At 64.6% G+C, this 23,641-nt stretch carries 23 protein-coding genes; 7 read left to right on the plus strand and 16 right to left on the minus strand.

Going from position 1 to position 23,641, the window contains the following annotated elements; translation table 11 throughout:
- Positions 1–88: 88 nt before the first annotated feature.
- Positions 89–868, plus strand: a complete 780-nt coding sequence (locus tag QFZ40_RS00755; RefSeq protein WP_306902278.1) for a VOC family protein — start codon at positions 89–91, stop codon at positions 866–868.
- Between the two features lie 51 nt (positions 869–919).
- Here QFZ40_RS00755 and purM read toward each other — a convergent pair whose 3' ends face one another.
- The 9 genes from purM to QFZ40_RS00800 form a co-directional block, all read right to left on the minus strand.
- On the minus strand, positions 920–2,089 hold the full coding sequence (gene purM, locus QFZ40_RS00760) for a phosphoribosylformylglycinamidine cyclo-ligase (protein ID WP_306902279.1): 1,170 nt from the start codon (positions 2,087–2,089) through the stop codon (positions 920–922).
- A complete protein-coding gene (purF, locus tag QFZ40_RS00765) occupies positions 2,086–3,771 on the minus strand; it encodes an amidophosphoribosyltransferase (RefSeq protein ID WP_306902281.1) in 1,686 nt (561 codons plus the stop codon). The genes purM and purF overlap by 4 nt, the downstream gene beginning before the upstream one ends.
- 69 nt (positions 3,772–3,840) lie before the next feature.
- Positions 3,841–4,149, minus strand: a complete 309-nt coding sequence (locus QFZ40_RS00770; RefSeq protein WP_306902283.1) for a hypothetical protein — start codon at positions 4,147–4,149, stop codon at positions 3,841–3,843.
- Positions 4,150–4,187: 38 nt separating this feature from the next.
- Complete coding sequence (gene uraH, locus QFZ40_RS00775) at positions 4,188–4,526, minus strand: hydroxyisourate hydrolase (protein ID WP_306902285.1); 339 nt, start codon at positions 4,524–4,526, stop codon at positions 4,188–4,190.
- Complete coding sequence (uraD, locus tag QFZ40_RS00780) at positions 4,523–5,020, minus strand: 2-oxo-4-hydroxy-4-carboxy-5-ureidoimidazoline decarboxylase (protein ID WP_306902287.1); 498 nt, start codon at positions 5,018–5,020, stop codon at positions 4,523–4,525. The genes uraH and uraD overlap by 4 nt, the downstream gene beginning before the upstream one ends.
- A gap of 183 nt (positions 5,021–5,203) precedes the next feature.
- Positions 5,204–5,626, minus strand: coding sequence for an ATP-binding protein (locus tag QFZ40_RS00785; RefSeq protein WP_306902288.1), 423 nt, complete (start codon positions 5,624–5,626; stop codon positions 5,204–5,206).
- Positions 5,619–5,951 carry an STAS domain-containing protein gene (locus QFZ40_RS00790; RefSeq protein WP_306902289.1) on the minus strand — a complete coding sequence of 111 codons (333 nt, stop codon included), beginning with the start codon at positions 5,949–5,951 and terminating at the stop codon, positions 5,619–5,621. Before QFZ40_RS00790 ends, QFZ40_RS00785 begins: the two co-directional genes overlap by 8 nt.
- Positions 5,941–7,908 carry a glycosyltransferase family 2 protein gene (locus tag QFZ40_RS00795; RefSeq protein WP_306902291.1) on the minus strand — a complete coding sequence of 656 codons (1,968 nt, stop codon included), beginning with the start codon at positions 7,906–7,908 and terminating at the stop codon, positions 5,941–5,943. The genes QFZ40_RS00790 and QFZ40_RS00795 overlap by 11 nt, the downstream gene beginning before the upstream one ends.
- A complete protein-coding gene (locus QFZ40_RS00800) occupies positions 7,905–9,017 on the minus strand; it encodes a PP2C family protein-serine/threonine phosphatase (protein ID WP_306902293.1) in 1,113 nt (370 codons plus the stop codon). The genes QFZ40_RS00795 and QFZ40_RS00800 overlap by 4 nt, the downstream gene beginning before the upstream one ends.
- Before the next feature lie 243 nt (positions 9,018–9,260).
- Here QFZ40_RS00800 and QFZ40_RS00805 point away from each other — a divergent pair, with 243 nt between their 5' ends.
- The 3 genes from QFZ40_RS00805 (at position 9,261) to QFZ40_RS00815 (ending at position 11,521) form a co-directional block, all read left to right on the plus strand.
- Entirely contained in the window at positions 9,261–10,364 is a 1,104-nt protein-coding gene (locus QFZ40_RS00805) for an S-(hydroxymethyl)mycothiol dehydrogenase (RefSeq protein WP_306902294.1), read from the plus strand.
- The gene (locus tag QFZ40_RS00810; protein WP_306902295.1) at positions 10,364–10,981 is read left to right on the plus strand and encodes an MBL fold metallo-hydrolase; all 618 of its coding nucleotides are present in this window, start codon (positions 10,364–10,366) and stop codon (positions 10,979–10,981) included. The genes QFZ40_RS00805 and QFZ40_RS00810 overlap by 1 nt, the downstream gene beginning before the upstream one ends.
- Before the next feature lie 237 nt (positions 10,982–11,218).
- Positions 11,219–11,521 (plus strand): hypothetical protein, encoded by a 303-nt coding sequence (locus QFZ40_RS00815; protein ID WP_306902296.1) that lies wholly within the window; start codon positions 11,219–11,221, stop codon positions 11,519–11,521.
- Positions 11,522–11,573: 52 nt separating this feature from the next.
- Here the strand turns inward: QFZ40_RS00815 and QFZ40_RS00820 are convergent, their stop codons facing one another.
- The 6 genes from QFZ40_RS00820 to QFZ40_RS00845 all read right to left on the minus strand — a co-directional run bounded on the left by QFZ40_RS00820 (position 11,574) and on the right by QFZ40_RS00845 (position 19,506).
- Complete coding sequence (locus QFZ40_RS00820) at positions 11,574–12,551, minus strand: ABC transporter substrate-binding protein (RefSeq protein WP_306902297.1); 978 nt, start codon at positions 12,549–12,551, stop codon at positions 11,574–11,576.
- A gap of 53 nt (positions 12,552–12,604) precedes the next feature.
- A complete protein-coding gene (locus QFZ40_RS00825; RefSeq protein WP_306902298.1) occupies positions 12,605–14,659 on the minus strand; it encodes an ABC transporter permease in 2,055 nt (684 codons plus the stop codon).
- Positions 14,659–15,696, minus strand: coding sequence for a quaternary amine ABC transporter ATP-binding protein (locus tag QFZ40_RS00830; RefSeq protein WP_306902299.1), 1,038 nt, complete (start codon positions 15,694–15,696; stop codon positions 14,659–14,661). The genes QFZ40_RS00825 and QFZ40_RS00830 overlap by 1 nt, the downstream gene beginning before the upstream one ends.
- Positions 15,693–17,240, minus strand: coding sequence for an aldehyde dehydrogenase family protein (locus tag QFZ40_RS00835; protein ID WP_306902301.1), 1,548 nt, complete (start codon positions 17,238–17,240; stop codon positions 15,693–15,695). Before QFZ40_RS00835 ends, QFZ40_RS00830 begins: the two co-directional genes overlap by 4 nt.
- Positions 17,237–18,970, minus strand: coding sequence for a choline dehydrogenase (gene betA, locus QFZ40_RS00840; protein WP_306902302.1), 1,734 nt, complete (start codon positions 18,968–18,970; stop codon positions 17,237–17,239). Before betA ends, QFZ40_RS00835 begins: the two co-directional genes overlap by 4 nt.
- Before the next feature lie 185 nt (positions 18,971–19,155).
- Complete coding sequence (locus tag QFZ40_RS00845) at positions 19,156–19,506, minus strand: bifunctional 3-phenylpropionate/cinnamic acid dioxygenase ferredoxin subunit (RefSeq protein WP_306902303.1); 351 nt, start codon at positions 19,504–19,506, stop codon at positions 19,156–19,158.
- Positions 19,507–19,740: 234 nt separating this feature from the next.
- On the opposite strand from QFZ40_RS00845, the gene QFZ40_RS00850 reads away from it, so the two are divergent.
- Together QFZ40_RS00850 and QFZ40_RS00855 are read left to right on the plus strand one after the other, a co-directional pair.
- On the plus strand, positions 19,741–20,688 hold the full coding sequence (locus tag QFZ40_RS00850; RefSeq protein WP_306902304.1) for an FAD-dependent oxidoreductase: 948 nt from the start codon (positions 19,741–19,743) through the stop codon (positions 20,686–20,688).
- Positions 20,689–20,739: 51 nt separating this feature from the next.
- Entirely contained in the window at positions 20,740–21,876 is a 1,137-nt protein-coding gene (locus QFZ40_RS00855) for an aromatic ring-hydroxylating oxygenase subunit alpha (RefSeq protein ID WP_306902305.1), read from the plus strand.
- A gap of 142 nt (positions 21,877–22,018) precedes the next feature.
- Here the strand turns inward: QFZ40_RS00855 and QFZ40_RS00860 are convergent, their stop codons facing one another.
- Positions 22,019–23,014 carry a patatin-like phospholipase family protein gene (locus QFZ40_RS00860; protein WP_306902306.1) on the minus strand — a complete coding sequence of 332 codons (996 nt, stop codon included), beginning with the start codon at positions 23,012–23,014 and terminating at the stop codon, positions 22,019–22,021.
- Positions 23,015–23,301: 287 nt separating this feature from the next.
- Here QFZ40_RS00860 and QFZ40_RS00865 point away from each other — a divergent pair, with 287 nt between their 5' ends.
- Entirely contained in the window at positions 23,302–23,586 is a 285-nt protein-coding gene (locus tag QFZ40_RS00865; protein ID WP_306902307.1) for a hypothetical protein, read from the plus strand.
- Positions 23,587–23,641 lie beyond the last annotated feature (55 nt).

The raw sequence follows: 23,641 nt of genomic DNA on the forward strand, positions 1-23,641 counted from the left end.
TAATGCCGGGGGGAACTGACCATCTTGACGGTGGATTTCCGGCGTTCGCTCCCGCATGAAGCGAATGTTCACCCCGAAAGTACCTCCTATGCCAGAAAACGTCAGCTCACGCCGCTACCGCCATGGTGAGCCATGCTGGGCAGACGTCCAGACCCGCGACGTTGAGGCTGGGAAGGACTTTTACCGGGCAGTGTTCGGCTGGCGATTCCAGGACATGCCCACCCCTGACGGACGCAGCTATGCGCAGGCCTACCTGGACGACGACCTCGTGGCAGTTGTGGCGCCGCAGAACCCACATCAGGAGTCGCTGGACTCGGAGGCCCGGTGGAACATCTACTTCGCGGCTGACGATGCCCGCGCCGTGGCTGAGGAAACACCCTATGCCGGCGGAGCCGTGCAGTTCGGTCCGGAGGACGTGGCGGACACCGGGGTCATGGTCTTCGTGGACCCGCCGGGCGGTGGCACCACTGGCGTGTGGCAGGCCGGTACTCACACGGGCACCGCCCGCTACAACCAGCCCGGGGCGCTCTCCTGGGCGGAACTCCTGACGCCCGAGCCGCAGGCCGCCGTCGCATTTTTCCAGCAGCTGTTCGGTCACGAGGTGACGGAGTATCCACAGGACGACGGCGGCACGTATACAAGGCTGATGGTGGATGAAGCGGAGGTGGCGGGGATCGTGGCCACCGACGGGGCGGCCAGCTGGCAGATCTATTTTGGCGTCTCTGACGTGGCCGATACTGTCCGAAAAGCCCTGGCGGCCGGAGCCGAGGTACTGGTTGCACCCGAGGCAGAGGATGAGGAGACGCCGGGTGCCACAGCCACGCTCAAGGATCCGCAAGGAGGCGTGTTCAGCCTCCTGGAAGTTTAAGTGCGTGTGCCCGGCAAACCGAAGTGGTTGCCGGGCACACAAAGAAGCGGGTTAGGCGTAGGAATTGACCAAGCGGACAGCGCCGCCGTCGACGCCCTTGGCGCCTTGGATGTAGTCCGGGCCGGACTTGAGGATGGAATCCGAATCCGCCGTGACAGTACCCATGACCCAGGACGGCAGGCCGCGGTCGTTGAGCCGGGCCACGGCGGCGTCGGCCGCCTCGGCGGAGACGATGGCGACCATTCCGACGCCCAGGTTCAGGGTGCGCTCCAGATCGGCCAGCGGCACGTTGCCCAGTTCGGAGACAAGCTTGAAGATCGCGGGCAGCTCCCATGTGGCGCGGTCAACCGTTGCCACCAGGCCCTGTGGAAGCACACGGGCCAGGTTGGCCGCAAGGCCGCCTCCGGTGACGTGGCTGAAGCCGTGGATGGCTTTACCGCCGGCGGAGGCGTTCACCGGGAAGGTGCGGGCCAGGTCCAGGCAGTCGGCCGCGTAGACGCGGGTCGGTTCCAGCAGCTCCTCGCCCAAGGTCCTGCCGAGTTCTGAGACCTGCCGGTCCAGAGCCCAGCCGGCGTGGTTGATGACGCGGCGGACCAGGGAGTAACCGTTGGAGTGCAGGCCGGAGGATGCCATGCCGATTACGACGTCGCCGGCCCGGACCCGGTCCGGGCCCAGCAGGGCGTCGGCTTCAACAATGCCGGTGGCGGCACCGGCAACATCGTATTCGTGCTCGCCCAGCAGCCCAGGGTGCTCGGCGGTTTCGCCGCCCACCAGTGCAGTTCCGGCAACCGAGCAGGCTGCGGCAATGCCCCGGACGATGTCCGCGATGCGTTCGGGAACAACCTTGCCGCAGGCGATGTAGTCGGTCATGTAGAGCGGTTCCGCGCCGACCACCACGATGTCGTCAACCACCATGCCCACCAGGTCAAAACCGATGGTGTCGTGGATGTCCATGGCCTGTGCGATGGCAACCTTGGTGCCCACGCCGTCGGTGGACGTGGCCAGGAGCGGGCGCTTGTAGGTGAGCAGTCTGGAGACGTCGTAAAGTCCCGCGAAACCGCCGACGCCGCCGATCACGGACGGGTTGTGTGTGGCCTTGACTGCACCCTTCATCAGCTCAACGGCGAGGTCGCCTGCTTCAACGTCAACGCCGGCGGAGGCATAGGTGATGCCTGCGGCGTTTCCTGACGGGGTGCCGGCGGAGGGGGTTGCGGAAGTCATAGGGACTCTTTCTTGTCAGCGCCGGCGGTGGCGGCGTCGAGGTGAACGTCTGGCACAAGGTCGGCTTCGGTCAGAAGGTTCTCGAACTCGGCGTCGGGTCCGGGGTCGCAGCCGGTGGCACCGGTCTTTTCCGCGGGATCCGCGTCGGCGTCGATGACGGAGCCGGCCAACCCGGCGGTGGCGCCGGGAAGGGCCGACGGCGACGCCGCAAGGCCGAGGTCGGTGCGTTCGAGCAGGTTCTTGCCCAGCTTGTCCGAGGCTGGCAGTTCGATGGGGTACTTGCCCGTGAAGCAGGCGGTGCAGAGCCGCTCCCGCGGCTGCCGGGTGGCATCGATCATGCCGTCTTCGGAGATGTACGCGAGCGAATCGGCGCCGATGGCCTGGGTGATTTCGTCGATGGTGGCGCCGTTGGCGATCAGCTCCGCCCGGGAGGCGAAGTCGATGCCATAGAAGCAGGGCCACTTGACCGGAGGGGAGGAGATCTTGATGTGGACGCTCGCGGCACCGGCTTCCCGAAGCATCCGCACGATGGCCCGCTGGGTGTTGCCGCGGACGATTGAATCGTCCACCACCACGACACGCTTGCCGCGGATCACGGATTCCAAGGCGTTGAGTTTGAGCCGGATGCCCAGCTGCCGGAGCGTCTGGGAGGGCTGGATGAAGGTGCGGCCCACGTAGGAGTTCTTGACGAATCCGTGCGCGAAGGGAATGCCGGATTCCTCGGCGTAGCCTACTGCCGCCGGCGTGCCGGATTCCGGGACCGGAATAACAATGTCCGCTTCCTGGGTGTTTTCGCGGGCCAGCTGGCGGCCCATCTCCACACGGGACTCGTAGACGGACCTGCCGGCGATGGCGGCGTCCGGACGGGCAAGGTACACGTACTCGAAAACGCAACCGGCCGGCGTCGGCTCGGCGAAGCGCTGGGAGCGCACCCCGTCCTCGTCGATGGCGATGAATTCGCCCGGTTCGATTTCCCGGATGAAGCTGGCGCCCACGGTGGCCAGCGCGGACTGCTCGGAGGCGACCACCCAGCCGCGTTCCAGCCGGCCAAGGACCAGCGGACGGATGCCGTAGGTGTCACGTGCCGCGTAGAGGGTGCCCTCGTCCATGAAGACGAAGCAGAAGCCGCCCTTGATCTTGGGCAAAAGCTCTATGGCGGTCTGTTCGAGGGACTTGCCCTCCTCGCCTTCCAGCAGGGCCGTGACAAGGGCGGTGTCCGACGTGTTGCCCTGCTTCATTTCGCCGCTGAGCTGGCCGCCGTTGCGCTCCATGATCATGGCGTTGAGTTCGGCCGTGTTGGTCAGGTTGCCGTTGTGTGCCAGAGCAACCGTGCCGGTGCTGGTGGCGCCGAGCGTCGGCTGGGCGTTGGCCCAGTGGCTGGCTCCGGTGGTGGAGTAGCGGCAGTGCCCGACCGCGAGGTGGCCGGTCAGGGTGTTCAGGGTGGTCTCGTCGAAGACCTGGGAGACGAGTCCCATGTCCTTGTAGACGTTGATCCGCTTGCCGTCACTGGTGGCAATACCAGCGGACTCCTGACCGCGGTGCTGCAGTGCATACAGCCCGTAATAGGTGAGTTTTGCTACTTCTTCACCTGGTGCCCAGACCCCGAAAACGCCGCAAGCGTCCTGAGGGCCTTTTTCGCCAGGGAGAAGATCATGAGAAAGTTTTCCATCGCCGCGTGCCACTGGTCGATTATCTCACGTAATGGGGTAACACTTTTCCGCTGGAGGGATTGTGACTGCGGCCCCGCCGGACTAGGGCTGGGCGCCGTCGTCGGACTCCGGGACGGCTTCCACAATCGCGCGCCGCTGGCGCTTTACGCTCAGCCTGTCCAGCACCAGGGCGGCCACGGCGCCCAGAATCGCGCCGGCAGCGCCGAACATGACCAGGAAGAACCCGAATACCGATCCCCTGTCGAAGCTCGGGTCCCCCGGCAGCCCGTACGCGACAAAGGCCGCCGCGGCAACGCCCAGGATGCCGCCGAGGACGAGGAACGGCACGTACCTGGGTGCCCGGCGGACGGTGACCTCGCGGCGTTCAGCGGGGGTTTCTTCAAAAGACATGCCATCCAGCCTACCCGTCCGGAAAGGCCATCCTGCCTTTAGCTGCCGCGGTACGTGGAGTAGGCGAACGGGCTCAGCAGCAGCGGCACGTGGTAGTGCTCGTCGCCTGTGACCTCGAAAACCAGATCCACTTCCGGGAAGAAAGTGGCCGTGCCCAGGCCGGCGTAGTAGGCGCCGGTACCGAAGCTGAGCCTGTAACGTCCGGGAGCCAGCTGTTCGGGACCCAGGTCCTTGGCGCGGCCGTCGGCGTCAGTAGCGGAGCGGGCAAGTTCGTCCCAGCTGCCGCCGTCGTTCCGGTAGAGCACGACGGCGACCCCCGCCGCCGGGCGTCCGGCACCGGTGTCCAGGACATGGGTGGTGACGTGGGAAACACTCATTCGCCGATCACTCCTTCGAGCCGCAGCACCGCGATTTCGCGCAACTCCTGGGCGACTATGGCGTCTTCCTCGGCAGCGGAATGGCCAAGCCGCTCGTCGAGGGCCGCCAGGATTTCCGGCGCAGTACGGCCGGCGGCACGGATCAGGAAGACCCTGCCAAACTTTTCCTCGTAGTCCAGGTTGCCCCGAGCCAGCGCCTGCCCGACCTCGGCGTCGGCCGTATTCACGCCGGACTGCTCGGAGCGGGACATCGACGCCTCTTCAGTGCGGGCCGTCGGCCTTTCACCGATCCGCGGATGGTGTGCCATGGCGGCCTCGACCTCGGCGGCCGTGAACGGATCTGCTGCTTCTGCGGCAAAGGCCAGCAGTGACTGCTTCGAAGGGAAAGGCCGGGCAGCCGTGATGGCCTCCATCCAGCGCGGCACATCGAGGCAAGGCTTAAGGACTTCGGCGGCCGCGGCCGGGTCCGCGCTGTTAAATTCGGCAAAGTTCATGCTGCTGCTTCCTCGCGTGAAAGGTGCTGGCATCCATGGCGACGGCTATGCGGAAGGCCGGCAGGTTGCGCTGGCATGCGCCCGAGACTGCTCAAGCTGATTCCGCATCATGGAACTGTTATTTCAGCATACGTAATAGTGAAGCGGAAGGCGTGTGCGGTGTCAAGGGTGCCTGACGCCGGTTTAGGCCCCCGACGTCCTCGACAGGACCCAGGTGTTGGTTCCGTCCTGCCGCTCGAACGTCACAGTGGTCACCAGCGCCTGGATGAGCGCAAGGCCGCGGCCGGACTCCGAGTCATTGTCGACGGGAACGGGGTCCATCGGCCCGAACGGCGGTTTGGCGTGGAAGGCGCTGACACGGGCCTGCAGGAGTGCGGGCTGGACGCTGATTTCCACCCCCAGCTCCACGGGCAGGGTGCCGGCCGGCTGGGCGTGCTGGACGATGTTGGACGCGGCCTCGATAACTGCCGTGGCAAACGTCATCTGGTCCATATCCAGGACGAACGGTGCATCCTGCCAGAGGCCGTCCAGCTCGTCATGGACCGCATCGATAGCCTCCGCGGTGGCAAGCCCCCGGAAGCTCCGCCGTGCCAGGACCTCAGTCATTGCTGAACGCCTCCTCGGCCGAGGCGTAGGACGTCAGCACGCGGTCCATGCTGGTCAGTTCGAGCACCATCTTCACCTGCGGCTGAACGGCCGCGATCCGAAGGTCGCCCCCGGCCTGCCGCGCTGCTTTGAGGCAGCCGATGAGGGCTCCGAGTCCTGAGGAATCCATGAATGCCGTGTTCTCCAGGTTCACGACTATCCTGCTGGAGCCGCCGGCGATGACGTCCGTGACGAACTCACGAAGCTTCGGTGCGGATACCATGTTGAGCCGTCCGTTGGCCTTCACCTCCGCATACGAGTCCTTGATTTCGTAGCTAAATTCCACCGGATTTCCTCTCTTCGGGCGTTGACTCCACCAGGGGTTCAAACCCCTTGTAGCGAACGGCCCGGACCAGGACGCTCATAACCGCCAGGTCAAAAATAACCCACGCCACGTTCACCAGGGTGCCAAGCGGTTCCGCCAGTCCCGTGGCCAGTCGGATCAGGCCGACGACGGCGGCAACCGCCAGCAGGGCGGCCACCACGATCTGGGGGCGGATCAGGCTCCAGGACGGTCCTCCGCTCTGGCGGGCCTTGGGGGTGACGGCGAACCCCAGCGGTCGTCCGAACCAGACGTTCCGGGCCGCCGTCGAGCAGGCCTTGATCCAGGTGGGGAAGAGCGCAAGGCTGTACTGCTGGCCGCGCCACGTGCTGATGCCGCGGCCGGCCACGGCGAACAGCAGCTGGTTCACGATCATGAACGGCACGAAGCGGATGAAGAAGTCTGTGCTGAGGCTGGCCACCGGCAGGATGCCCAGCAGCAGGTAAATGATGGGGGCGGCGAAATAGATGACCGCGGTGTAGCCGCTCAAGTAAGTCCACATCGTTGCGAAGTACATCAGGCGCTGGCCCAGTTTGAGGCCGCGCTGGACCAGCGGGTTCTCCCGGAGCATCACCTGGATGGTCCCCTGCGCCCAGCGGAGCCGTTGGGTCAGCATCGTCTTGAGATCCTCCGGGGCCAGGCCGTAGGCGAGGATCTCATGGTGATAGACGCTTTCCCAGCCCATCGCGTGCATCCGCATCGCGGTGGCCATGTCCTCCGTCACGGAGATAGTCGCCAGCGGCATGACAGGCTGTGCCTCGTCGTTGCGCTCCACTGACAGCGCGTCCAGGACCGCCTGCACGGATTCCAGGGCGCCCAGCGGGGACCAGTCCCTGGCGGACATCCGTTTCACTGCATCATCGGCAACCACAGGGACGCCGGCCTCACCCACATGGGCCAGTTCCATGGCTGCGATTTCTTCAAGGTCCGCCTGGAGTGCCGAAACGTCAGCCATCACCAGCGCCTGCACGGCCTGGTCCACCCGCCGGCGCACGCGGTAGGTGATCTCACTCAACGGACCGCCCTCGTCCAGCTGCCGCTGGGCTTCGCGGGTGGCCGCCTCGACTTCGTCCAGGACCCGGGCGATCAGGGGCGATTCAACGTCCGATGATTTCCTGGCCTGCCGGATCGCTGACCGCGATGCGCCGAGGGCCCGGCGGATGCTCTTTTCCGTCTCCTTGACATACCCCACCAGGCCCAGCTGCATCAGGGCCTCCCGGCGCAGGATGGCATTCGAGCCGCAGAAGAAGGCCGCATTCCAGCCGTCCTTGCCCTGCTGGATAGGCCCGTAGAACAGGGGCGCCTGGCTGCCAAGCGGATCATCGGCCGGGACATTGTTGAAGTATTGCGGGGTCTGGACCAGTGCCACCCGGCGGTTGTTGAAGTAGCCGATTGTTTTTTCCAGGATGTCCGGCTCGGGGACCTGGTCCGCGTCCAGGATCAGCAGGAACTCGCCATGGGTGACCATCAGCGCATTGTTCAGGTTGCCTGCCTTGGCATGCCTGGGCATGTCCGTCCAGTCCTCGCCGCGTGTCACGTACCCCAGGCCGTGCTGTTCGGCGAGGGCTTTGAGTTCGGGCCGGGCGCCGTCATCCAGGATCCAGGTGCTGTGCGGGTGCCGGATCCGCTGGGCGGCCAGGGCTGTGTCCATCACCATGTCCAGGGGCTCGTTGTAGGTGGTGATGAACACATCGACCGTGGCGTCACGCGGTGCTTCCGGCGCTCCCTTGCGCAGCTTCAGGTTCCAGACAGTCATGCCGAACAGCAAGACGTCGATAAGGCTGTAGGTCTCGGCCAGCACCAACGGAACGGAGATCCACCACGCGTCCCAATTCAGCGAAGCGGTCCAGCGCCAGGCCACATAGTTCAGGCCGAGGATGACGGTCAGCACCACCACCAAGCGGGTCCAGAAGCGGGTCATGCCCCGGCTGGTACCGGCAGCCGACGCATCACCACAGCGGTGACGTCATCCTCCGCTGAATCCGCGGGCGCCAGGGACAGGATGGCGTCGCTGGCGGACTGAGCGGACTGCTGGCCGTGGGTGGCCACCAGCACGGCCTCGGCGAAGGCCTCCACAGAGTCAAAGACGTCCAGCACGCCGTCGCTGGCGACCACGAGCGCATCGCCCGGCGCCAGGGTAAGGGTGGACTGCGGCCAGCTGGATCCTGCCCAGGCGCCAACCGGAGGCCCGCCGGAGGGAAGCCGGCGTACCGTTCCCGCGGCCTTCACGTGCAGGGCAAGTCCGTGACCGGCGTCGACGTAGTTCACGGTGCCGGATGCGGCATCCAGGCGGGCGTGGAAAAGGGTGACGAAGGAGCTGGATGAGTCGAGGTCAGCGGCGATGGCAGTGCTGGCGGCAGTGAACGCCCCGTCGAGGTCTTCGCGGCGACTGGTTGAGCGCATCACAGCACGCACGGTGGCCGCGATGAGAGCCGCGCCCATACCCTTGCCCATGGCATCGGCGAAGGTCAGGTGCAGGCCATCCGGGCTCCGGTACCAGTCGTAGAAGTCGCCACCCACATTGCGTGACGGGCGGAAGGCGCCGGCGAGGTCGTAGCCGTCCACCCGGATGTCTTCGTTGGGGAGCAGGCTTTGCTGCACCTCGGTGGCGCGTTCCAGTTCCTTGGCCGCGCCGGTGTCCACGGCCGGGACCTGGCGGCGCCGGAAGAGGGCGTTGATCCTGGACTGAAGCTCCCGCGGACTGAAGGGCTTGCTGATGTAGTCATCGGCGCCGTTGTCCAGTCCCGTGAGTTTGTCCAGCTCATCGGTGCGCGCCGTCAGCATCACAATGAAGGCGTCGGAAAATTCGCGAAGGAGTTTGCAGACCTCCAGGCCGTCCAGGTCAGGAAGGTTCAGGTCCAGGGTGACCAGGTCCGGCCGGACCCGGCGGACTTCCTCAACCCCTGGCAGGCCCGCCTCCGCCTGCGTGACCTCGAAACCCTGCTTGACCAGCACATGCACCAGCAGGCCCCTGATGTCCGGATCGTCCTCTATCACTACAGCTCGACGCGTTTCCGGAATAGACGACATGCTCTATTAACTACCGTATTTACAGCGGTTGTCACATCCTTGCCACGGGACGCGGACCTATTATTTCGCTTACCCTTGGGCAGGCAGGCACAGTCGTTGCCGACGGGTGGCTCTATTGACACCCGATGTGCCTGCTGCCATATTTTTCAGGTACGCGTTATCTGCATCATGTTGCGCATTACGCAATTGGCCATCCTCGGCCATCAGGGAATCCCCCTGGATTCAGGAAAGGAACACTAGCCAGTGGTTCATAAGGTAAAGGCAGTCATTGCCAAGGAAAAGAACGCTCCGGTTACTGTGGAGACCATCCTGGTGCCGGACCCCGGTCCCGGCGAGGCCTTGGTGGACATCCTCACCTGCGGGGTCTGCCACACCGACCTGCACTACAAGCAGGGCGGAATCACTGACGACTTCCCCATCCTGCTGGGCCACGAAGCCACCGGCGTGGTCAGCGCCGTTGGCCCCGGCGTCACCGATGTGGAACCAGGGGACAGAGTCATCCTGAACTGGCGTGCCGTGTGTGGTCACTGCCGTGCCTGCGCCAAGGGCCAGCCGCAGTACTGCTTCAACACCCACAACGCCACGCAGAAGATGACCCTTGAGGACGGCACCGAACTCTCGCCCGCCCTCGGCATCGGCGCGTTCGCGGAGAAGACCCTCGTTGCCGCCGGCCAGTGCACCAAGGTGGATGACGACGTCGACCCCGCCGCCGTCGGACTGCTCGGCTGCGGTGTGATGGCAGGCATCGGGGCCGCAATCAATACCGGCGAGGTTAAGCGCGGCGAGTCCGTCGCCGTCATCGGCTGCGGCGGTGTGGGCATTGCCGCGATCGCGGGCGCCAAGCTGGCCGGTGCCACCACCATCATCGCCGTAGACATTGACGCCAACAAGGTTGAGCTGGCCAAGTCTTTGGGCGCCACCCACGGTATCGATTCCTCCACGACGGACCCCGTCGAGGCCATCCGGGCCCTGACCGGAGGCAACGGTGCCGATCTGGTGATAGACGCCGTCGGCCGTCCTGAAACGTACAAGCAGGCGTTTTACGCCCGCGACCTTGCCGGCCGCGTGGTGCTGGTGGGCGTCCCGACGCCGGACATGAAACTTGAGCTGCCCCTGCTGGACGTCTTTGGCCGGGGCGGTTCGTTGAAGTCCTCCTGGTACGGGGACTGCCTGCCCTCCCGCGACTTCCCGATGCTGGTCCAGCACTACAAACAGGGCAACCTGGACCTGGACGCCTTTGTGACTGAGCGGATCAGCATCGACCAGGTGGAGGAGGCGTTCGCCAAAATGCACGAGGGCAAGGTCCTCCGCTCCGTGGTTGAACTCCCCTCGGCGGTGCGGCTCTGATGGGCGTCACCATCGAGAACCTGGTCACCTCGGGCATCTTCTCGCTCGACGGCGGCACCTGGGACGTGGACAACAACGTCTGGATCGTGGGCAACAACGACGAATGCGTGATCATCGATTCCCCGCATGACGCCTCCGCAATCATCAGCCAGGTCCGCGGCCGGCAGGTCAAAGCGATCCTGCTGACCCATGCGCACAACGACCACATCGGGGCGGCCCTCGAAGTCGCCGAGGCGGTGGATGCGCCGATTTTCCTGAACGCAGAGGACCTGATGCTCTGGGAACAGATCTATCCCGACGCCAGACCGCACCACTTTCTCGCAGACGGAGACGTATTCCAGGTTGCCGGTGCGGAACTGAGGGCCATTCACACCCCAGGTCATTCGCCCGGCTCCACCTGCTTCCACCTGGAAAGCGAGGGAACCGTCTTCACCGGAGACACGCTGTTCAACGGGGGTCCGGGCGCGACGGGCAGGTCCTTCAGCGACTACCCGACCATCCTCGCCTCCATCCGGAACCGGCTGCTGACCCTCCCGGCCGAAACGGTGGTCCGCACCGGTCACGGCGAGAGCACAACCATCGGGGCGGAGCGGGAGACCCTGTCCCGGGTTCCGTAGTCAACTCCGGCCCGACTCCACCCGGTCTTTACCCTGTAATGGGGCAAGGCCGGGTGGAGTCGTTTAACGGATGGCGCGCATTACGGATGGTACGCACGGGGTGGCGCCGAAACCTCCCTGCAGATTCATTTTGAGGAAATCCTCGCACCCCCTTGAGGGGAACTTGAGTATCCTTCGCCACACTCGAATTGAACAGCTCAACGAAGAGCTGGCGAGAGTGCTGGAGGACGGTGCGGTATGGAAAGAACTCAATCAAGGCGGATGCTGCCGGCCGTCGTGGCGGGTACACGCGAGCTTCTGAGGAAAAGCCGGGAGCGCAAGGAATACGCCCTTCTCCATCTGCAGCACTCGTGGAAGGTCTATGCCCTGACCAGGGCCCTGGCAAAGGCCCTGCAGGACTCCTGGGAGTCATCCAGTTGGCCCGGCGACCGCCTTGCCGTGGGGGCCCACTTCTCGGAACAGGTCGAAGTGATCACCCAGCGCCTTCAGCGCGAAAGGGATTCGTGGGCAAAATACGTCACCCACCCAGGGTTTCCCTGAGTGGGTGACGGTCAACTGCTAGCGCGGCGTCTTAACCGGCCCGGCAAACGGCTTACTTAAGCCAGGAAGCCACGACGTCCTGGTGCGCGTCCACCCACTTCTTGGCGGCCGCCTCAGGCGCCGTGCCGCCCTGGATGTCCGTGGCAACGGCATTCTGGTCGTCGTTGGTCCACTTGAAGCCCTTGGCGAGCTTGGCTGCGGGGGAGCCGCTGTCCGCGAACTTTGTGGACATGACCTTGTTGAGCGTGTAGACCGGGTAGTCACAGGCCACCTTTTCCGCATCGGCGTCGCAGCCCTTGGTCCAGGCCGGCAGGGCGACCTTCTTCAGCGGAACCTCTGACAGGAACCATTGCGGCTCGTAGAAGTAGCCCAGCAGCGGCGTCTTGTTCTGCTGCGCCGTCCTGAATGACTGGATCAGGGCTGCCTCTGATCCCGAGAACACCACCTTGTAGTCCAGGTTCAGGTTCTTCACCAGGGCCTCGTCGTTGGTGACGAAGGCTGGATCGCCGTCGAGGACCTGGCCTTTTCCGCCTGACTCGGACGTGGCAAACATCGAGGCGTACTTGTTCAGGTTCTTCCCGTCCGTGATGTCCGGGTACTTTTCGGCCATCCATGGTGGTACGTACCACCCGATGTGACCTTCGTTGCCGGTGGGACCGGCGTCGACGGCCGCTTTCTGGTCCGTGATGTACTGCTTGGCCAGGTCATCATGGCCCCAGTTCTCCATGATGACGTCCACCTCACCGGAGGAGAAACCCTGCCAGGAGATCTGCTCGTTCAGGTCCTTCTGGACCACTGTGCAGCCAAGCTGGTTTTTCGCCACGTAGCTGTAGACGGCGGCATTGGCGGTATAGCCCACCCATGCGTTCATGGCGACATTAACGGCTCCACAGGGGGCGGCGGAGGAACCGCCGGCGGCAGCTACCTGGTTCACGGAGGCGCCGCCGCAGGCTGACAGAAGCAGGGCGGCGGCGGCTGCACCCGCCACGGCCGGGATAGTTCGTTTCAACAGATGTCCAGCTTTTTTCATGGTTAGGTCTCCTTGTTGGGGCGGGGAGTGCACGGGGTCTAGCTTCAGGGCGGTCACGTTGCAGGGACCTTGGTGGAGGGGGTCTTGGTTGAGGGGATTTTCCGCACCGGAGTGGCTGCGGCTGCCTGGGTCATCCTGTCAAGCAGGATGCCGAGGAAGACGATGGCAAGGCCTGCGGCGAGGCCCTTGCCGAAGAGCGCGCTTTGGACAAAGCCGGCGACGACGTCGTACCCGAGGCCACCTGCACCTACAAGCGCACCTACTACCACCATGGCCAGGACATAGATCAAGCCCTGGTTGGCGGCGAGGGCCAGGGATTTCCTGGCCATCGGAAGCTGGACCTTGGTGATCACCTGCCAGGGGGTAGAGCCGCTGGAGACAGCAGCCTCGACAACTGTCGGGGAGATGGCTGCGATGCCGTCGGCTGTGATCTTGATGGCTACGGGGGCCGCGTAAATGATGCCGGCGATGATGGCCGTGAAGCGGGTGGCGCCGAACAGGCCCAGGAACGGGACCAGGTAGACAAAGGCCGGCATGGTCTGGCCGGCATCCAGCATGGGCCGAAGGATCTGGTCCACCCGTGCGGACCGGCCCATTGCGACGCCGAAGATGACGCCCAGGATCATGACCACCACGGTGGCTACCAGCGTTCCGGCCAGGGTGACCATGGAGTCGCTCCAGAGGCCAAGGTAGATAATCACACCCAGGCATGCCGTGGTCACAGCAGCGAGCTTCCAGCCGCCCAGTGCGTAGGCCGCGATGGCAATGACCGCTACGAGGACGTAGAAGGGGGTGTCCGTGAGCAGGGATTGGAACGGGTTGAGGATTCCGGTGGTGACAGCTTCCCTGAAGGACACCGTGAACAGGGACAGGTTGGTCTGCAGCCAATGGCTGGCGGACCCGACGCCCTGGATGATGACCGGGCCGAGGTTGAGGTCCTTGGGAAAAGCCGCAGCCCACAGCATGCTCCGGGAGAACTGCACCATGGCCAGTGCCAGTACCAGCGTGACGCCGAGGAGGATGTACCTGGTCCTGGGGGAAATCCTGCGGTTCCGGGCTGCTCCCGGTTCCGCCCGGCGGCTCGCCGCAGTGGTCACCCGGTCCAGCATGATCGCGAGCAGGACAATGGAGAGGCCGGCGTTCACAGCAGTGCCCACGTCGAGGGATTGCAGCGCCCGGACCACCACTTGGCCAAGCCCTGGAGCTGCAATCAGCGCTGCGATGGTGACCATGGACAGGGCCGCCATGGTGCTTTGGTTGATGCCCATGACAACCGTGCGCCGGGCCATGGGAAGCTGCAGGGTGAGCAACCGCTGCAGGCCCGTTGTACCCAGCGAGTCGGAGGCTTCACGGGTGTTCTCCGGGATAGCCCGGATGCCGTGCGCGGTCAGCCGGATAACTGGCGGCGCTGCATAGATCACCGTGGCGATGACGGCCGAAGCCGGGCCGATGAGGAAGATCAGGGCCAGCGGAGCCAGGTAAACGAACGTGGGCAGCGTCTGCATGAAGTCCAGTACCGGCGTGATCACCTTGGCAACCTGGCCATAGACACCGGCCAGGAGACCGAGCGGGATCCCGATCAGGAGGGTCAGCAGTACAGCGGTGAGGACCAGGGCGAACGTGAACGTGGCCTCAACGAACAAGCCCTGGAGCCCGAAGAATATGAAGACGCAAACTGTCAGCAGGGCGACCCGGGCGTTCCCGAACGCGAACGCTATCCAACCAAGCAGTCCTATGGTTCCAAGCCAGCCGATCTCCGGCAGGCGCAGGCCCGTGGAACTCGCGGCAAACATCGTGATGAAGAGATTGGCCACACCGTCGACTGCTGCCCTCAGGGGCGTGAAGATGTACAGGAACACCGGGTTGTCGGCGCGGTTGGCAGCCACCCAGGCGTTGAACTGGTTGAGGGAGCGGTGCAGGTCAGTCAGTTCGGAGGCAGGCAAGTTCAGCGTGGATGTCCCGTGCAGGACCGCAAATCCCAGGATCCAGATGATGGCAGCCCCGGCCAGCAGCACGGTGCGCCGGCTGGGCCGGCGGCGTGGTTCTTTGAGAGCGGGGGGTGCCGGCTGCGTCGTGGCCCGGTCACGGTCCCGGACGAGCGTAGACATCAGGCCGCTGCTTCCGCTGGCTGCAGCACCGACAGGATGCTGTCGCGGTCGATCTGCCCGGTGATCCTGCCTTCCGCATCCTCCACGAGGACGGGGCAGGAGGAGTGCATGACGGCAGCGATGGCGTCCCTGATGATCGTCCCGGAACTGAGGACGGGGGCGTCCAAGGGAGTTCCGGCCGCCACGGGACGGGTGATCCACTTCAAGGTCAGGACGTCCGCGCGGGGAACCTCGGACACAAAATCCTGGATGTATTTGTCTGCAGGGGATCCCACCAGCTCGTCCCCTGTGCCGCACTGGACCATCTCGCCGTTGCGCATGATCAGGATGCGGTCGCCAAGCTTGAGCGCCTCGGAGAGGTCATGGGTGACGAACACCATGGTTTTGCCCATTTCCTTGTGCAGCCGGATGACCTCCGCCTGCATGTCGCGGCGGATGAGGGGATCCAGCGCTGAGAAAGGTTCGTCGAAGAGGATGGTGTCCGGATCGCCGGCCAAGGCACGGCCCAGGCCAACGCGCTGCTGCATGCCGCCGGAGAGCTGGTCCGGGTAATGCTGTTCATAGCCTTTCAGCCCAACCAGCTCGATGATCTCCCTGGCCCGGCCGTAGCGTTCCTTCTTGGCCGCGCCGCGGATCTGCAGCCCGTAGGAGACGTTGTCCAGCACTGTCCGGTGCGGGAGGAGTCCGAAGTGCTGGAACACCATGGACATCTTCCGCCGTCGCAGTTCCCGCAGTTCCCCGATACCTGCCTGCAGGACATCTTTGCCGTCTACGAGCACTTGGCCCGAAGTAGGTTCGATCAGCCGGGTGAGGCAGCGGATCAGGGTTGATTTTCCGGATCCGGAAAGTCCCATGACCACGAAGACCTCGCCCTTTGCGACGTCGAAACTCAGGTTCCGGACGGCGGCCACGCAGCCGGTGCCTTCCAGCAGTTCAGCAGAACCGAGGGACGAAAGCTCAGGATTCTCCGGGATCTTTTCGCCCCCCGGTCCAAACACCTTCCAGAGGTTTCGTACTGAGATATCGGGGCTGTTCATAGCTGTACTCCTGCATGTGGAGGCTCGAACCAATGGCCGGGCTGTGGATTGACGTTTTGCCAGATGTGCTTGGTCTCCCTGTACTCCGCAAGACCTTGGAGCCCCAGTTCGCGCCCGTTTCCGGACTTGCCGAAGCCGCCCCACTCGGCTTGCGGTACATAGGGGTGGTAGTCATTGATCCAGACGGTGCCGTGGCGCAGCGCGGTGGCCACGCGTTGGGCCCGTGATCCGTCATGCGTCCACACGGCTCCCGCCAATCCGTAGGCGGTGTCGTTGGCCAGCGTGATGGCTTCCTGTTCGGTGCTGAAGGTCTCCACCGTCAGGACCGGTCCGAACGACTCGTCCTGGACTACCTTCATGGAGGTGTGGCAGCCGTCCAGGATAGTGGGCGGGTAGTAGGTGCCGAGTGCTTCCGCGCCGGTAGCGGGAATGTAGCCGCCGCACAGCAGCGTGGCTCCTTCAGCGATGCCCGCCTGGACGTAGGCATGTACCTTGTCCCGGTGCGCGGCCGAGATCAGCGGGCCGGTTTCCGCGAGTTCGTCGAAGGGACCGCCAAGCCGGATGGCCCGGGCGCGGCGTACAAGTTCCGCCACGAATTCATCGTGGATTGATTCTTCGATGATGAGCCTGGTCCCGGCCGAGCACACCTGCCCCGAATGCAGGAACACCGCGGTGAGGGCGTTGTCCAGTGCGGACTCACGGTCGGCATCGGCGAAGACAATGTTCGGATTTTTCCCGCCCAGTTCCAGGGCGACCCGCTTCACGGTGTCGGCGGCGGTCTTCATGATGTGGATCCCGGTGGCCAGGCCGCCCGTGAAAGAGACCAGGTCAACGTCCGGGCTTTCGCTTAGGACAGCGCCGACTTCGGGACCGGTGCCGGTAACGAGGTTGGCCACACCTGCGGGGAGCCCGGCCTCAAGGAGCGTATCCATCAGCAGGATGGACGTGGAGGGCGTTAGTTCGCTGGGTTTGAGGACGAAAGTATTACCGGCCAGCAGGGCCGGGGCCACCTTCCACGATGCCTGCAGGAGGGGGTAGTTCCATGGCGTGATGAGCCCGCACACACCTACCGGGGCATGGACGATGCGGCTGATGGTGCCGGGAACTCCCGTATCGATCACGCGGCCGGCGTCTGTTCCGGCAATACCGCCGTAGTACCGAAAGCAGGCGGCGATATCGTCGATGTCGTATTCCGCCTCGACGTAGCGCTTACCCGTGTCGAGGGCTTCGGCGCGGGCGTAGACGGCCTTGTCGCGCTCCAGCAGTTCTGCGGTTCTGAGGAGAACCTTTCCCCGTTCCTTTTCACTGGTACCGGGCCACGCGCCGCCGTCGAACGCCCGGCGGGCGCTGCCAACTGCTTCCCTGGCGTCGGCGGAGGTGCACTCAGCAACCTCGGTGACCCTAGCGCCATCCGCAGGGCACGTGATGACGCGTGTTTTTCCGGCGGAGGGTTCACTCCACCGGCCGTCGATAAACAGACCCTTCAGCAGCGCCGCGTCCTGGTCCGTCGCCTGGACAGTCCCGGCCAGCTGGATGCCGCTCATGCCCGACCCAGGCTGGGTGCGGGTTCGGCCGGGAGCTCGGCGGCGGCCGGGAGTTCGGCGTCCACCTGCGTGTCAATCTGGTGCCGGTAGAAGTCCGCCTGCTGCGGTGCCAGCGGCTTACGGCCGAGGATCAGGTCCGCTGCCTTCTCCGCCAGCATCATGACGGGGGCGTAGATGTTGCCGTTGGTCACGTACGGCATTGCCGAGGCATCGGCCACGCGCAGCCCGGTTGTGCCGTGGACCTTCATGGTGAGCGGGTCCACCACGGCCAAGGGGTCGGTGGCGGGGCCCATCTTGGCGGTGCAGGACGGATGCAGGGCCGTCTCGGCGTCGCGCGCCACCCAGTCGAGGATCTCCTCGTCTGTCTGGACGGAAGGGCCGGGTGAGAGCTCGCCGCCGCTGTAGGGCGCGAGGGCCTTCTGGGCGAGGATGTCCCTTGTGACGCGGATGGCCTCGACCCATTCACGCCGGTCCTGTTCGGTGGAGAGGTAGTTGAACTGCATTGAGGGGTGGGCGGCCGGATCTGTGGAAGTGATCTTCAGGCTTCCCCGCGCGTCTGAGTACATGGGGCCCACGTGGACCTGGTAGCCATGCTTGGCGTCGGCCTTCTGGCCGTCGTAGCGGACTGCCACCGGCAGGAAGTGGAACATCAGGTTGGGGTAAGAGACGTCCTCATTGGAACGGACGAAGCCGCCGCCCTCGAAGTGGTTGGTCGCTGCCGGCCCCTTGCGCCCCAGCAGCCACTGGAGCCCGATCAGCGGGTAGCGCCACAGGCTGAGGTTTGGCTGCATGGAGACGGGCAGCTTACAGGAGTGCTGGACGTAGACTTCCAGGTGGTCCTGCAGGTTTTCGCCGACACCCGGCAGGTCCACTACGGGCTTGATGCCCAGTGACTTCAGGTGTGCAGAGTTTCCGACGCCGGAAAGCTGGAGCAGTTGGGGAGTATTGATCGCTCCGCCGCACAGCACCACTTCCCTGGCTTTGACCGTGTGCAGCCGGCCATTGCGGCGGTAGGTGACCCCGGTTGCTGTGGTGCCGTCGAAGTTGACCTTGGCGGCCAGCGCGCGGGTGCGGATTGTCAGGTTCGGCCGGCCCTTGTTGGGGCGCAGGTAGGCGCGGGATGCCGAGAGCCGCTGGCCCTTGTGGACGTTCCGGTCGAAGGGGCCGAAGCCCTCCTGCCGGAAGCCGTTGACGTCGTCGGTCCGCTGGTGGCCGGCCTCCTCCGAAGCCCGGAAGAAGGCCTGGAACAAGGGGTTCCGTGCCGGCCCGCGCTCCAGGACCAGCGGTCCGTCATGGCCTCGCAGTTCGTCGTCCGGAGCTGCCGCCAACGCGTTCTCCATGCGCTTGAAGTAGGGAAGGCAGTGGGCAAAATCCCACGTATCCATACCGGCATCGCCGCCCCACCGCTCGTAGTCCAGGGGATTGCCGCGCTGGAAGATCATGCCGTTGATGGAGCTCGAGCCGCCCAGAACCTTGCCGCGTGCGTGGGCGATCCGCCGGCCGTGCATGTGGGGTTCGGGATCTGACTCGTACCGCCAGTCGTAGAACCTGCTGCCGCTGGGAAAGGTCAGTGCGGCGGGCATCTGGATGAAGAGGTCCCAGGGGTAGTCGCTGCGTCCTGCCTCGAGTACCAGCACGGTGCTGGACCCGTCTGCGCTCAGTCTGTCGGCCAGGACGGATCCGGCGCTGCCGCCGCCTACAATCACGTAGTCATAGCTCTCGTTCGTCATGCTTCAGATCTCCTAGGCGTGGGTTGGGTCGTCGTGTTTGAAGGGCTGGCGGCCCGGCTCAGGCGCGAAGGCGTTCCATGGCAGGGACCACGCGCGGTTCGGTTGACACGGTCGCCGCCGCGCTGGTCACGTAACCAGTAAGGAACTTCACCTTTTAGCGTGAAGCGGAGTGTGGCCGGTGGTGCCTAGACATGACCGTTGATGGTCAGGCCGGGCGGAAGGTTGGGTGCGTGGCTGGATTCTTCGACCATGATTTGGCCATCCACAACGAAGACTTTGTGCGCCCGTACCGGCAGCTTGGCAGGTGGAGCGTCCACTTCACCGGTGCGGAGGTTGAACTTTGAGGCGTGCAGAGGGCATTCCACCTCGCAGCCCTCCACCCAGCCGTCGGCGAGCGAAGCGTCCTGATGGGTGCAGGTGTCGTCCAGGGCGAACAGCTCCCCGTCCTCCGTATGGAAGACGGCGATCGGGGGCGACGTCTCAAGACGCATCGCTTCTCCGGGTGCCAACGCGGTGAGGGGGCAGGCGTGGTGCATCTGTCAAAACCTCTTTTCCAATTGATGTGCACAGTCCCGGCCAGGGGTTGTGTCATCATCAACGCCAATCACAATACGCAACAGAGTGATTCATGCCACTGTGTCTTGTCAAGGGTTATGGGTTAATCCGCCGGGCCCTTGACACCGCCTCGTGGCCTGCGTCACACTGTCTCGCATAAAGAACGCTGTTGCGTCATGCGCAATAGGCGGGATTGAAGTAGGGGGAGGGCGCTCATGCAGACACTGGCAATAGTAGGGGCGTCGCTGGCTGGAATATCGGCTGCGCGCGCCGCCCGGGCCCGGGGCTTCGCCGGGCGCCTGGTCATCATCGGTGACGAGCCGCACCGCCCCTATGACAGGCCGCCTCTTTCCAAAGACTTCCTGGCAGGAAAGATCAGCGTGGAGCACCTCGGACTGGAGAGCCCGTATGAGGCTGAACGCGGAGATCCGCTGCAGGCTGAGTGGCTCGGGGGAGCAGCGGCATGCTGCCTGGATGCAGCCGCAAGGACGGTGAAGCCCACCGATGGCAGGGAAATAGAGGCCGACGGCGTCGTCATCGCCACGGGGGCATCCGCGCGGATTCTGCCCGTACTCGCCGGACTGGCCAACGTCTTCACCCTGCGTACCTTGGACGATGCACAGTACCTCGGCAGCCAATTGATACCAGGCGTCAGGCTCGTCATCGTAGGGGCAGGATTTATCGGCGCCGAGGTTGCTTCCACGGCCCGCACCCTTGGAGCTGACGTCACCGTCGTCTCCTCGGAGTCCGTTCCCCTCAGCCGTCCATTCGGAGTGGAGATGGCAGCCGAAATCGCCCGGTTACATGGAATTAACGGGGTGGAGCTGATTTGTGACGCTGCCATCGACTCGTATGACGTCAGCGAAGGAGAGGTAAGCGGGCTCCGCCTGGAAGGTGGCCGCTACCTGCCTGCCGACGTCGTCCTGGTTGTAGAGATCGAAGCCGGCGACCCGGCGGCCCACAACTTCCTTGCTGTGTACCTCCGGGGGAGCGAGCCTCTGGCCGTCCTGGGAGCCAACCAGACCCGCCTCTTCACCAAATGGCGCCGGCAGTTGAACCCTGCACGGCCAGCCGCAAACCAGGCTGCTGTTGTGCAGCCAGTTCCGCCAGATACCTGGCAGACCCCTGGAGCCCGGCCAGTGCTGGCACCCAGTTTTGCCTGATCCTTACTGGCCTTTCAAAGACGACGTCAGTCACCGCAGAGGAGTAACAGAATGACCGTTGAGGTAACCACGCCGAGCCTGATTCCCACGTTGCCGGGGTCCACTTATGTGGATGAGGGTGTTTTCCGTGCTGAGCAGGAGCGGATTTTTGAGCAGATGTGGTTTTGTGCCATCCGTTCTGCTGATTTGGATAAGCCAGGTGCCTGGCGGACTGTCCAGGTCGGTCGCGAGAGTGTATTGATCAGCCGGACCCGTAAGGGCCAGATCCGTGCGTTTTATAACATCTGCCGTCACCGCGGGGTGAAGTTGTGCATGGAAGAGCAGGGCGAAACGGCCCGGAACTTCCAGTGCCCGTACCACGCCTGGACCTATGACTTTGAGGGCAAGCTGATTGCCGCTCCGAACCTGACCAAGATGCCTGACATCGACCGGGACGAGTATGGCCTGGTCAAGGTCCACGTCCGTGAATACCTTGGCTATGTCTGGGTATGCCTGGCCGACGAGCCGCCCTCGTTCGAAGAGGACGTCATGGGCGCCATCGAAGAGCGGCTGGGAGATGTCCATGCCATTGACGGTTACGACGTGGCCAACCTGAGCCTGGGCCGGCGGATCCGGTATGACGTGAAGGCCAACTGGAAACTCATCATTGAGAATTTCATGGAGTGCTATCACTGCGCGACGATCCACCCGGAGCTGACCGAGGTCCTGCCGGAGTTCGCGGACGGCCTGGCCGCCCAGTACTTCGTGGGTCACGGTGCCGAGTTCGGTGAGGACATCAAAGGCTTCACCATCGACGGCTCAGAAGGCCTGGACCTGATTCCGGGTGTCGGCGAAGACCAGGACCGGCGCTATTACGCGATCACCATCAAGCCCACAGTGTTCGTGAACCTGGTCCCTGACCACGTGATCATCCACCGGATGTTCCCGATGGCCGCTGACCACACCATCGTTGAGTGCGACTGGCTGTATCTGCCGAGCGTGGTCGAAAGCGGCAAGGACGTCACCGCATCCGTGGAGCTGTTCCACCGGGTCAACCAGCAGGACTTCGACGCGTGCGAACGCTGCCAGCCGGCCATGGGCTCCAGGATCTACGCCAAGGGCGGCGTGCTGGTCCCCAGCGAGCACCACATCGGCGCGTTCCACGACTGGATCCAGGAAAAAGTCGGCGACGTCGTCCCGAAAACCTAGGGATATTTCCCCAGCCGGGGTTGGCTATTGGGATGCCTGCCGGCGTCCCTTCTCCCCGCCATGTGGACTTTTCCCCGCGGAAGCCCCGGGGGAAAAGTCCATATGGCGGGGTATCGGGACCCGACTGGACCTGCAGCGGGCCTCAGCCCCAGAACTCTGTGAGCTGCCCTCCAGTGGCCCTGCCCTGGTCGTAACCGGCCCGAGCGGCGGGCGGACGCGTCGACGGATCCATGAGATTGCTGCCGAACGCCTCGAGCGAGCTGCTGTCCGGGACAATGACTTCGACCCTGCTGCCGCTGGCGCGTAGTTCGTCGGCCTGCGCTGCAAGGTGCATGCCCCACTCCAGAGGCGCCCGCGATCTGCCGCCAAGGGGTGACAGCACCAGCACCCGCCCGTATCCGGCCGCCAGATCGGCATTGTCGCTGGATCGCCGGTAGCCGCCGTCGATGAACCGGCTGCCGTCGATACCGTAGGGCAAGCCGCTGGCACAGCTGGCGGCGACGGCGTCCACCAGGTCAACTCCGCTGTGGCGATCGAACACGACCGGTTCGCCGGTTCGGGCATCGACCGCAGTGATCAACACCGTTCGTTCCGGCCATTGCTGGATGGGAAGCCGGGCGGCGACGGTAGCCCGCCACTGCGCTTGCCAGGAGCCGTCCGACGCCGCGTCCATTTCGAGCGCCGCCGCGCCCAGCCTGCGGCGCATGTCGGCCGGATCCCCGGCAGCGGCGATGACCTCGCCCGTCCTCCGCATATGGTCGGCCACGGGCGCAACGGGAGTGCGTCCGCCGCCGGTTCCGGCCGGACCAGTCCGTGCCGGGGGTACAGCGGCAAGGATGTCGGCAAGCAACCGGGCCGGGCTCGCGCCACTGATCTGCGCCGCGGCCGTCGATCCGGCCGACGTCCCGACGATCAGATCGGCACCGGTCACGTCCAACCCGGCATCAAACAGGCCGGCTATGGCACCGATCAACCACGCATTGCCTGCCGATCCGCCACCACCGAGGACCAAAGCCCGCCCGCCCGAGGCTGGCGCGGGGCTCGGCGCCTCGACTTGTGGCTGATCCTGGCCGGAATTCGGCCGGGCAGGGGCCGTCGTCGCGGTGAAGTGGAGAGTTGAAAAAGGTGTTGTGTTCATGGGAGTCGCCTTTCGCGAATTGCCTGTCAGGCGCTCCCGGCTGCGACTATCCCAGTCGCGCGATAGTGGACTGCAGGGGAGCGCCCATTGCGGATACTGCGTTCATTGGGTCCCACCTCCTGCCGGTTGATCACGATCCATGGAAAACTAGCACGCTGGCCGGGCGAGGCGCAACGGTCGCCAGATGGTGGGCGCTTACCTGTTATTTTCCGGACAAGCTGAAAGCATTTTCGGGACACGCTGAAGGGCTGCGCCATCCTGTCGGTGCCCGGAGGGACCATGGTCCTATGACGGCTCCAACGGTGGAGGCGGCCATCCATGAACTGATGGATCTCGCCTGGAATGTTGTGTATGACCTGCTCGAGGATCGGGGACTGCTCGGCGACGGGCTCTTCGTTGAGGAGTACAGCGGCATCCACTCCTGGGTGGAAGACCTGACCCGGTACACGGTGGTCCACTCCCGCTTGGTGGCGGTCCTCTTCGTGGATACCCGGCCGGTGGACGCCATCGTGTTCCATCACGACCTCCTGGGCGCCGACGACCCGAAAAGCTTCTTCACTGTTCGAGGTTAGAGCAGCCCCGGCCAGGTAGCAGCTTGGCCCCCAGACTTACGGTCGGTGAACGTGG

It is taken from the genome of Arthrobacter pascens, assembly GCF_030816475.1.
Taxonomy (GTDB): domain Bacteria; phylum Actinomycetota; class Actinomycetes; order Actinomycetales; family Micrococcaceae; genus Arthrobacter; species Arthrobacter pascens_B.

What these genes read in the sequence shown, in the direction of transcription:
- QFZ40_RS00820 (WP_306902297.1), bottom strand. Translation starts at nt 12,551, where the DNA reads ATGAAAAAAGCTGGACATCTGTTGAAACGAACTATCCCGGCCGTGGCG.
- QFZ40_RS00855 (WP_306902305.1), top strand. Translation starts at nt 20,740, where the DNA reads ATGACCGTTGAGGTAACCACGCCGAGCCTGATTCCCACGTTGCCGGGG.
- QFZ40_RS00835 (WP_306902301.1), bottom strand. Translation starts at nt 17,240, where the DNA reads ATGAGCGGCATCCAGCTGGCCGGGACTGTCCAGGCGACGGACCAGGAC.
- purM (WP_306902279.1), bottom strand. Translation starts at nt 2,089, where the DNA reads ATGACTTCCGCAACCCCCTCCGCCGGCACCCCGTCAGGAAACGCCGCA.
- QFZ40_RS00800 (WP_306902293.1), bottom strand. Translation starts at nt 9,017, where the DNA reads ATGTCGTCTATTCCGGAAACGCGTCGAGCTGTAGTGATAGAGGACGAT.
- betA (WP_306902302.1), bottom strand. Translation starts at nt 18,970, where the DNA reads ATGACGAACGAGAGCTATGACTACGTGATTGTAGGCGGCGGCAGCGCC.
- QFZ40_RS00785 (WP_306902288.1), bottom strand. Translation starts at nt 5,626, where the DNA reads ATGACTGAGGTCCTGGCACGGCGGAGCTTCCGGGGGCTTGCCACCGCG.
- QFZ40_RS00770 (WP_306902283.1), bottom strand. Translation starts at nt 4,149, where the DNA reads ATGTCTTTTGAAGAAACCCCCGCTGAACGCCGCGAGGTCACCGTCCGC.
- QFZ40_RS00815 (WP_306902296.1), top strand. Translation starts at nt 11,219, where the DNA reads ATGGAAAGAACTCAATCAAGGCGGATGCTGCCGGCCGTCGTGGCGGGT.
- uraD (WP_306902287.1), bottom strand. Translation starts at nt 5,020, where the DNA reads ATGAACTTTGCCGAATTTAACAGCGCGGACCCGGCCGCGGCCGCCGAA.
- uraH (WP_306902285.1), bottom strand. Translation starts at nt 4,526, where the DNA reads ATGAGTGTTTCCCACGTCACCACCCATGTCCTGGACACCGGTGCCGGA.
- QFZ40_RS00845 (WP_306902303.1), bottom strand. Translation starts at nt 19,506, where the DNA reads ATGCACCACGCCTGCCCCCTCACCGCGTTGGCACCCGGAGAAGCGATG.
- QFZ40_RS00810 (WP_306902295.1), top strand. Translation starts at nt 10,364, where the DNA reads ATGGGCGTCACCATCGAGAACCTGGTCACCTCGGGCATCTTCTCGCTC.
- QFZ40_RS00755 (WP_306902278.1), top strand. Translation starts at nt 89, where the DNA reads ATGCCAGAAAACGTCAGCTCACGCCGCTACCGCCATGGTGAGCCATGC.
- QFZ40_RS00795 (WP_306902291.1), bottom strand. Translation starts at nt 7,908, where the DNA reads ATGACCCGCTTCTGGACCCGCTTGGTGGTGGTGCTGACCGTCATCCTC.
- QFZ40_RS00865 (WP_306902307.1), top strand. Translation starts at nt 23,302, where the DNA reads ATGACGGCTCCAACGGTGGAGGCGGCCATCCATGAACTGATGGATCTC.
- QFZ40_RS00850 (WP_306902304.1), top strand. Translation starts at nt 19,741, where the DNA reads ATGCAGACACTGGCAATAGTAGGGGCGTCGCTGGCTGGAATATCGGCT.
- QFZ40_RS00860 (WP_306902306.1), bottom strand. Translation starts at nt 23,014, where the DNA reads ATGAACACAACACCTTTTTCAACTCTCCACTTCACCGCGACGACGGCC.
- QFZ40_RS00825 (WP_306902298.1), bottom strand. Translation starts at nt 14,659, where the DNA reads ATGTCTACGCTCGTCCGGGACCGTGACCGGGCCACGACGCAGCCGGCA.
- QFZ40_RS00830 (WP_306902299.1), bottom strand. Translation starts at nt 15,696, where the DNA reads ATGAACAGCCCCGATATCTCAGTACGAAACCTCTGGAAGGTGTTTGGA.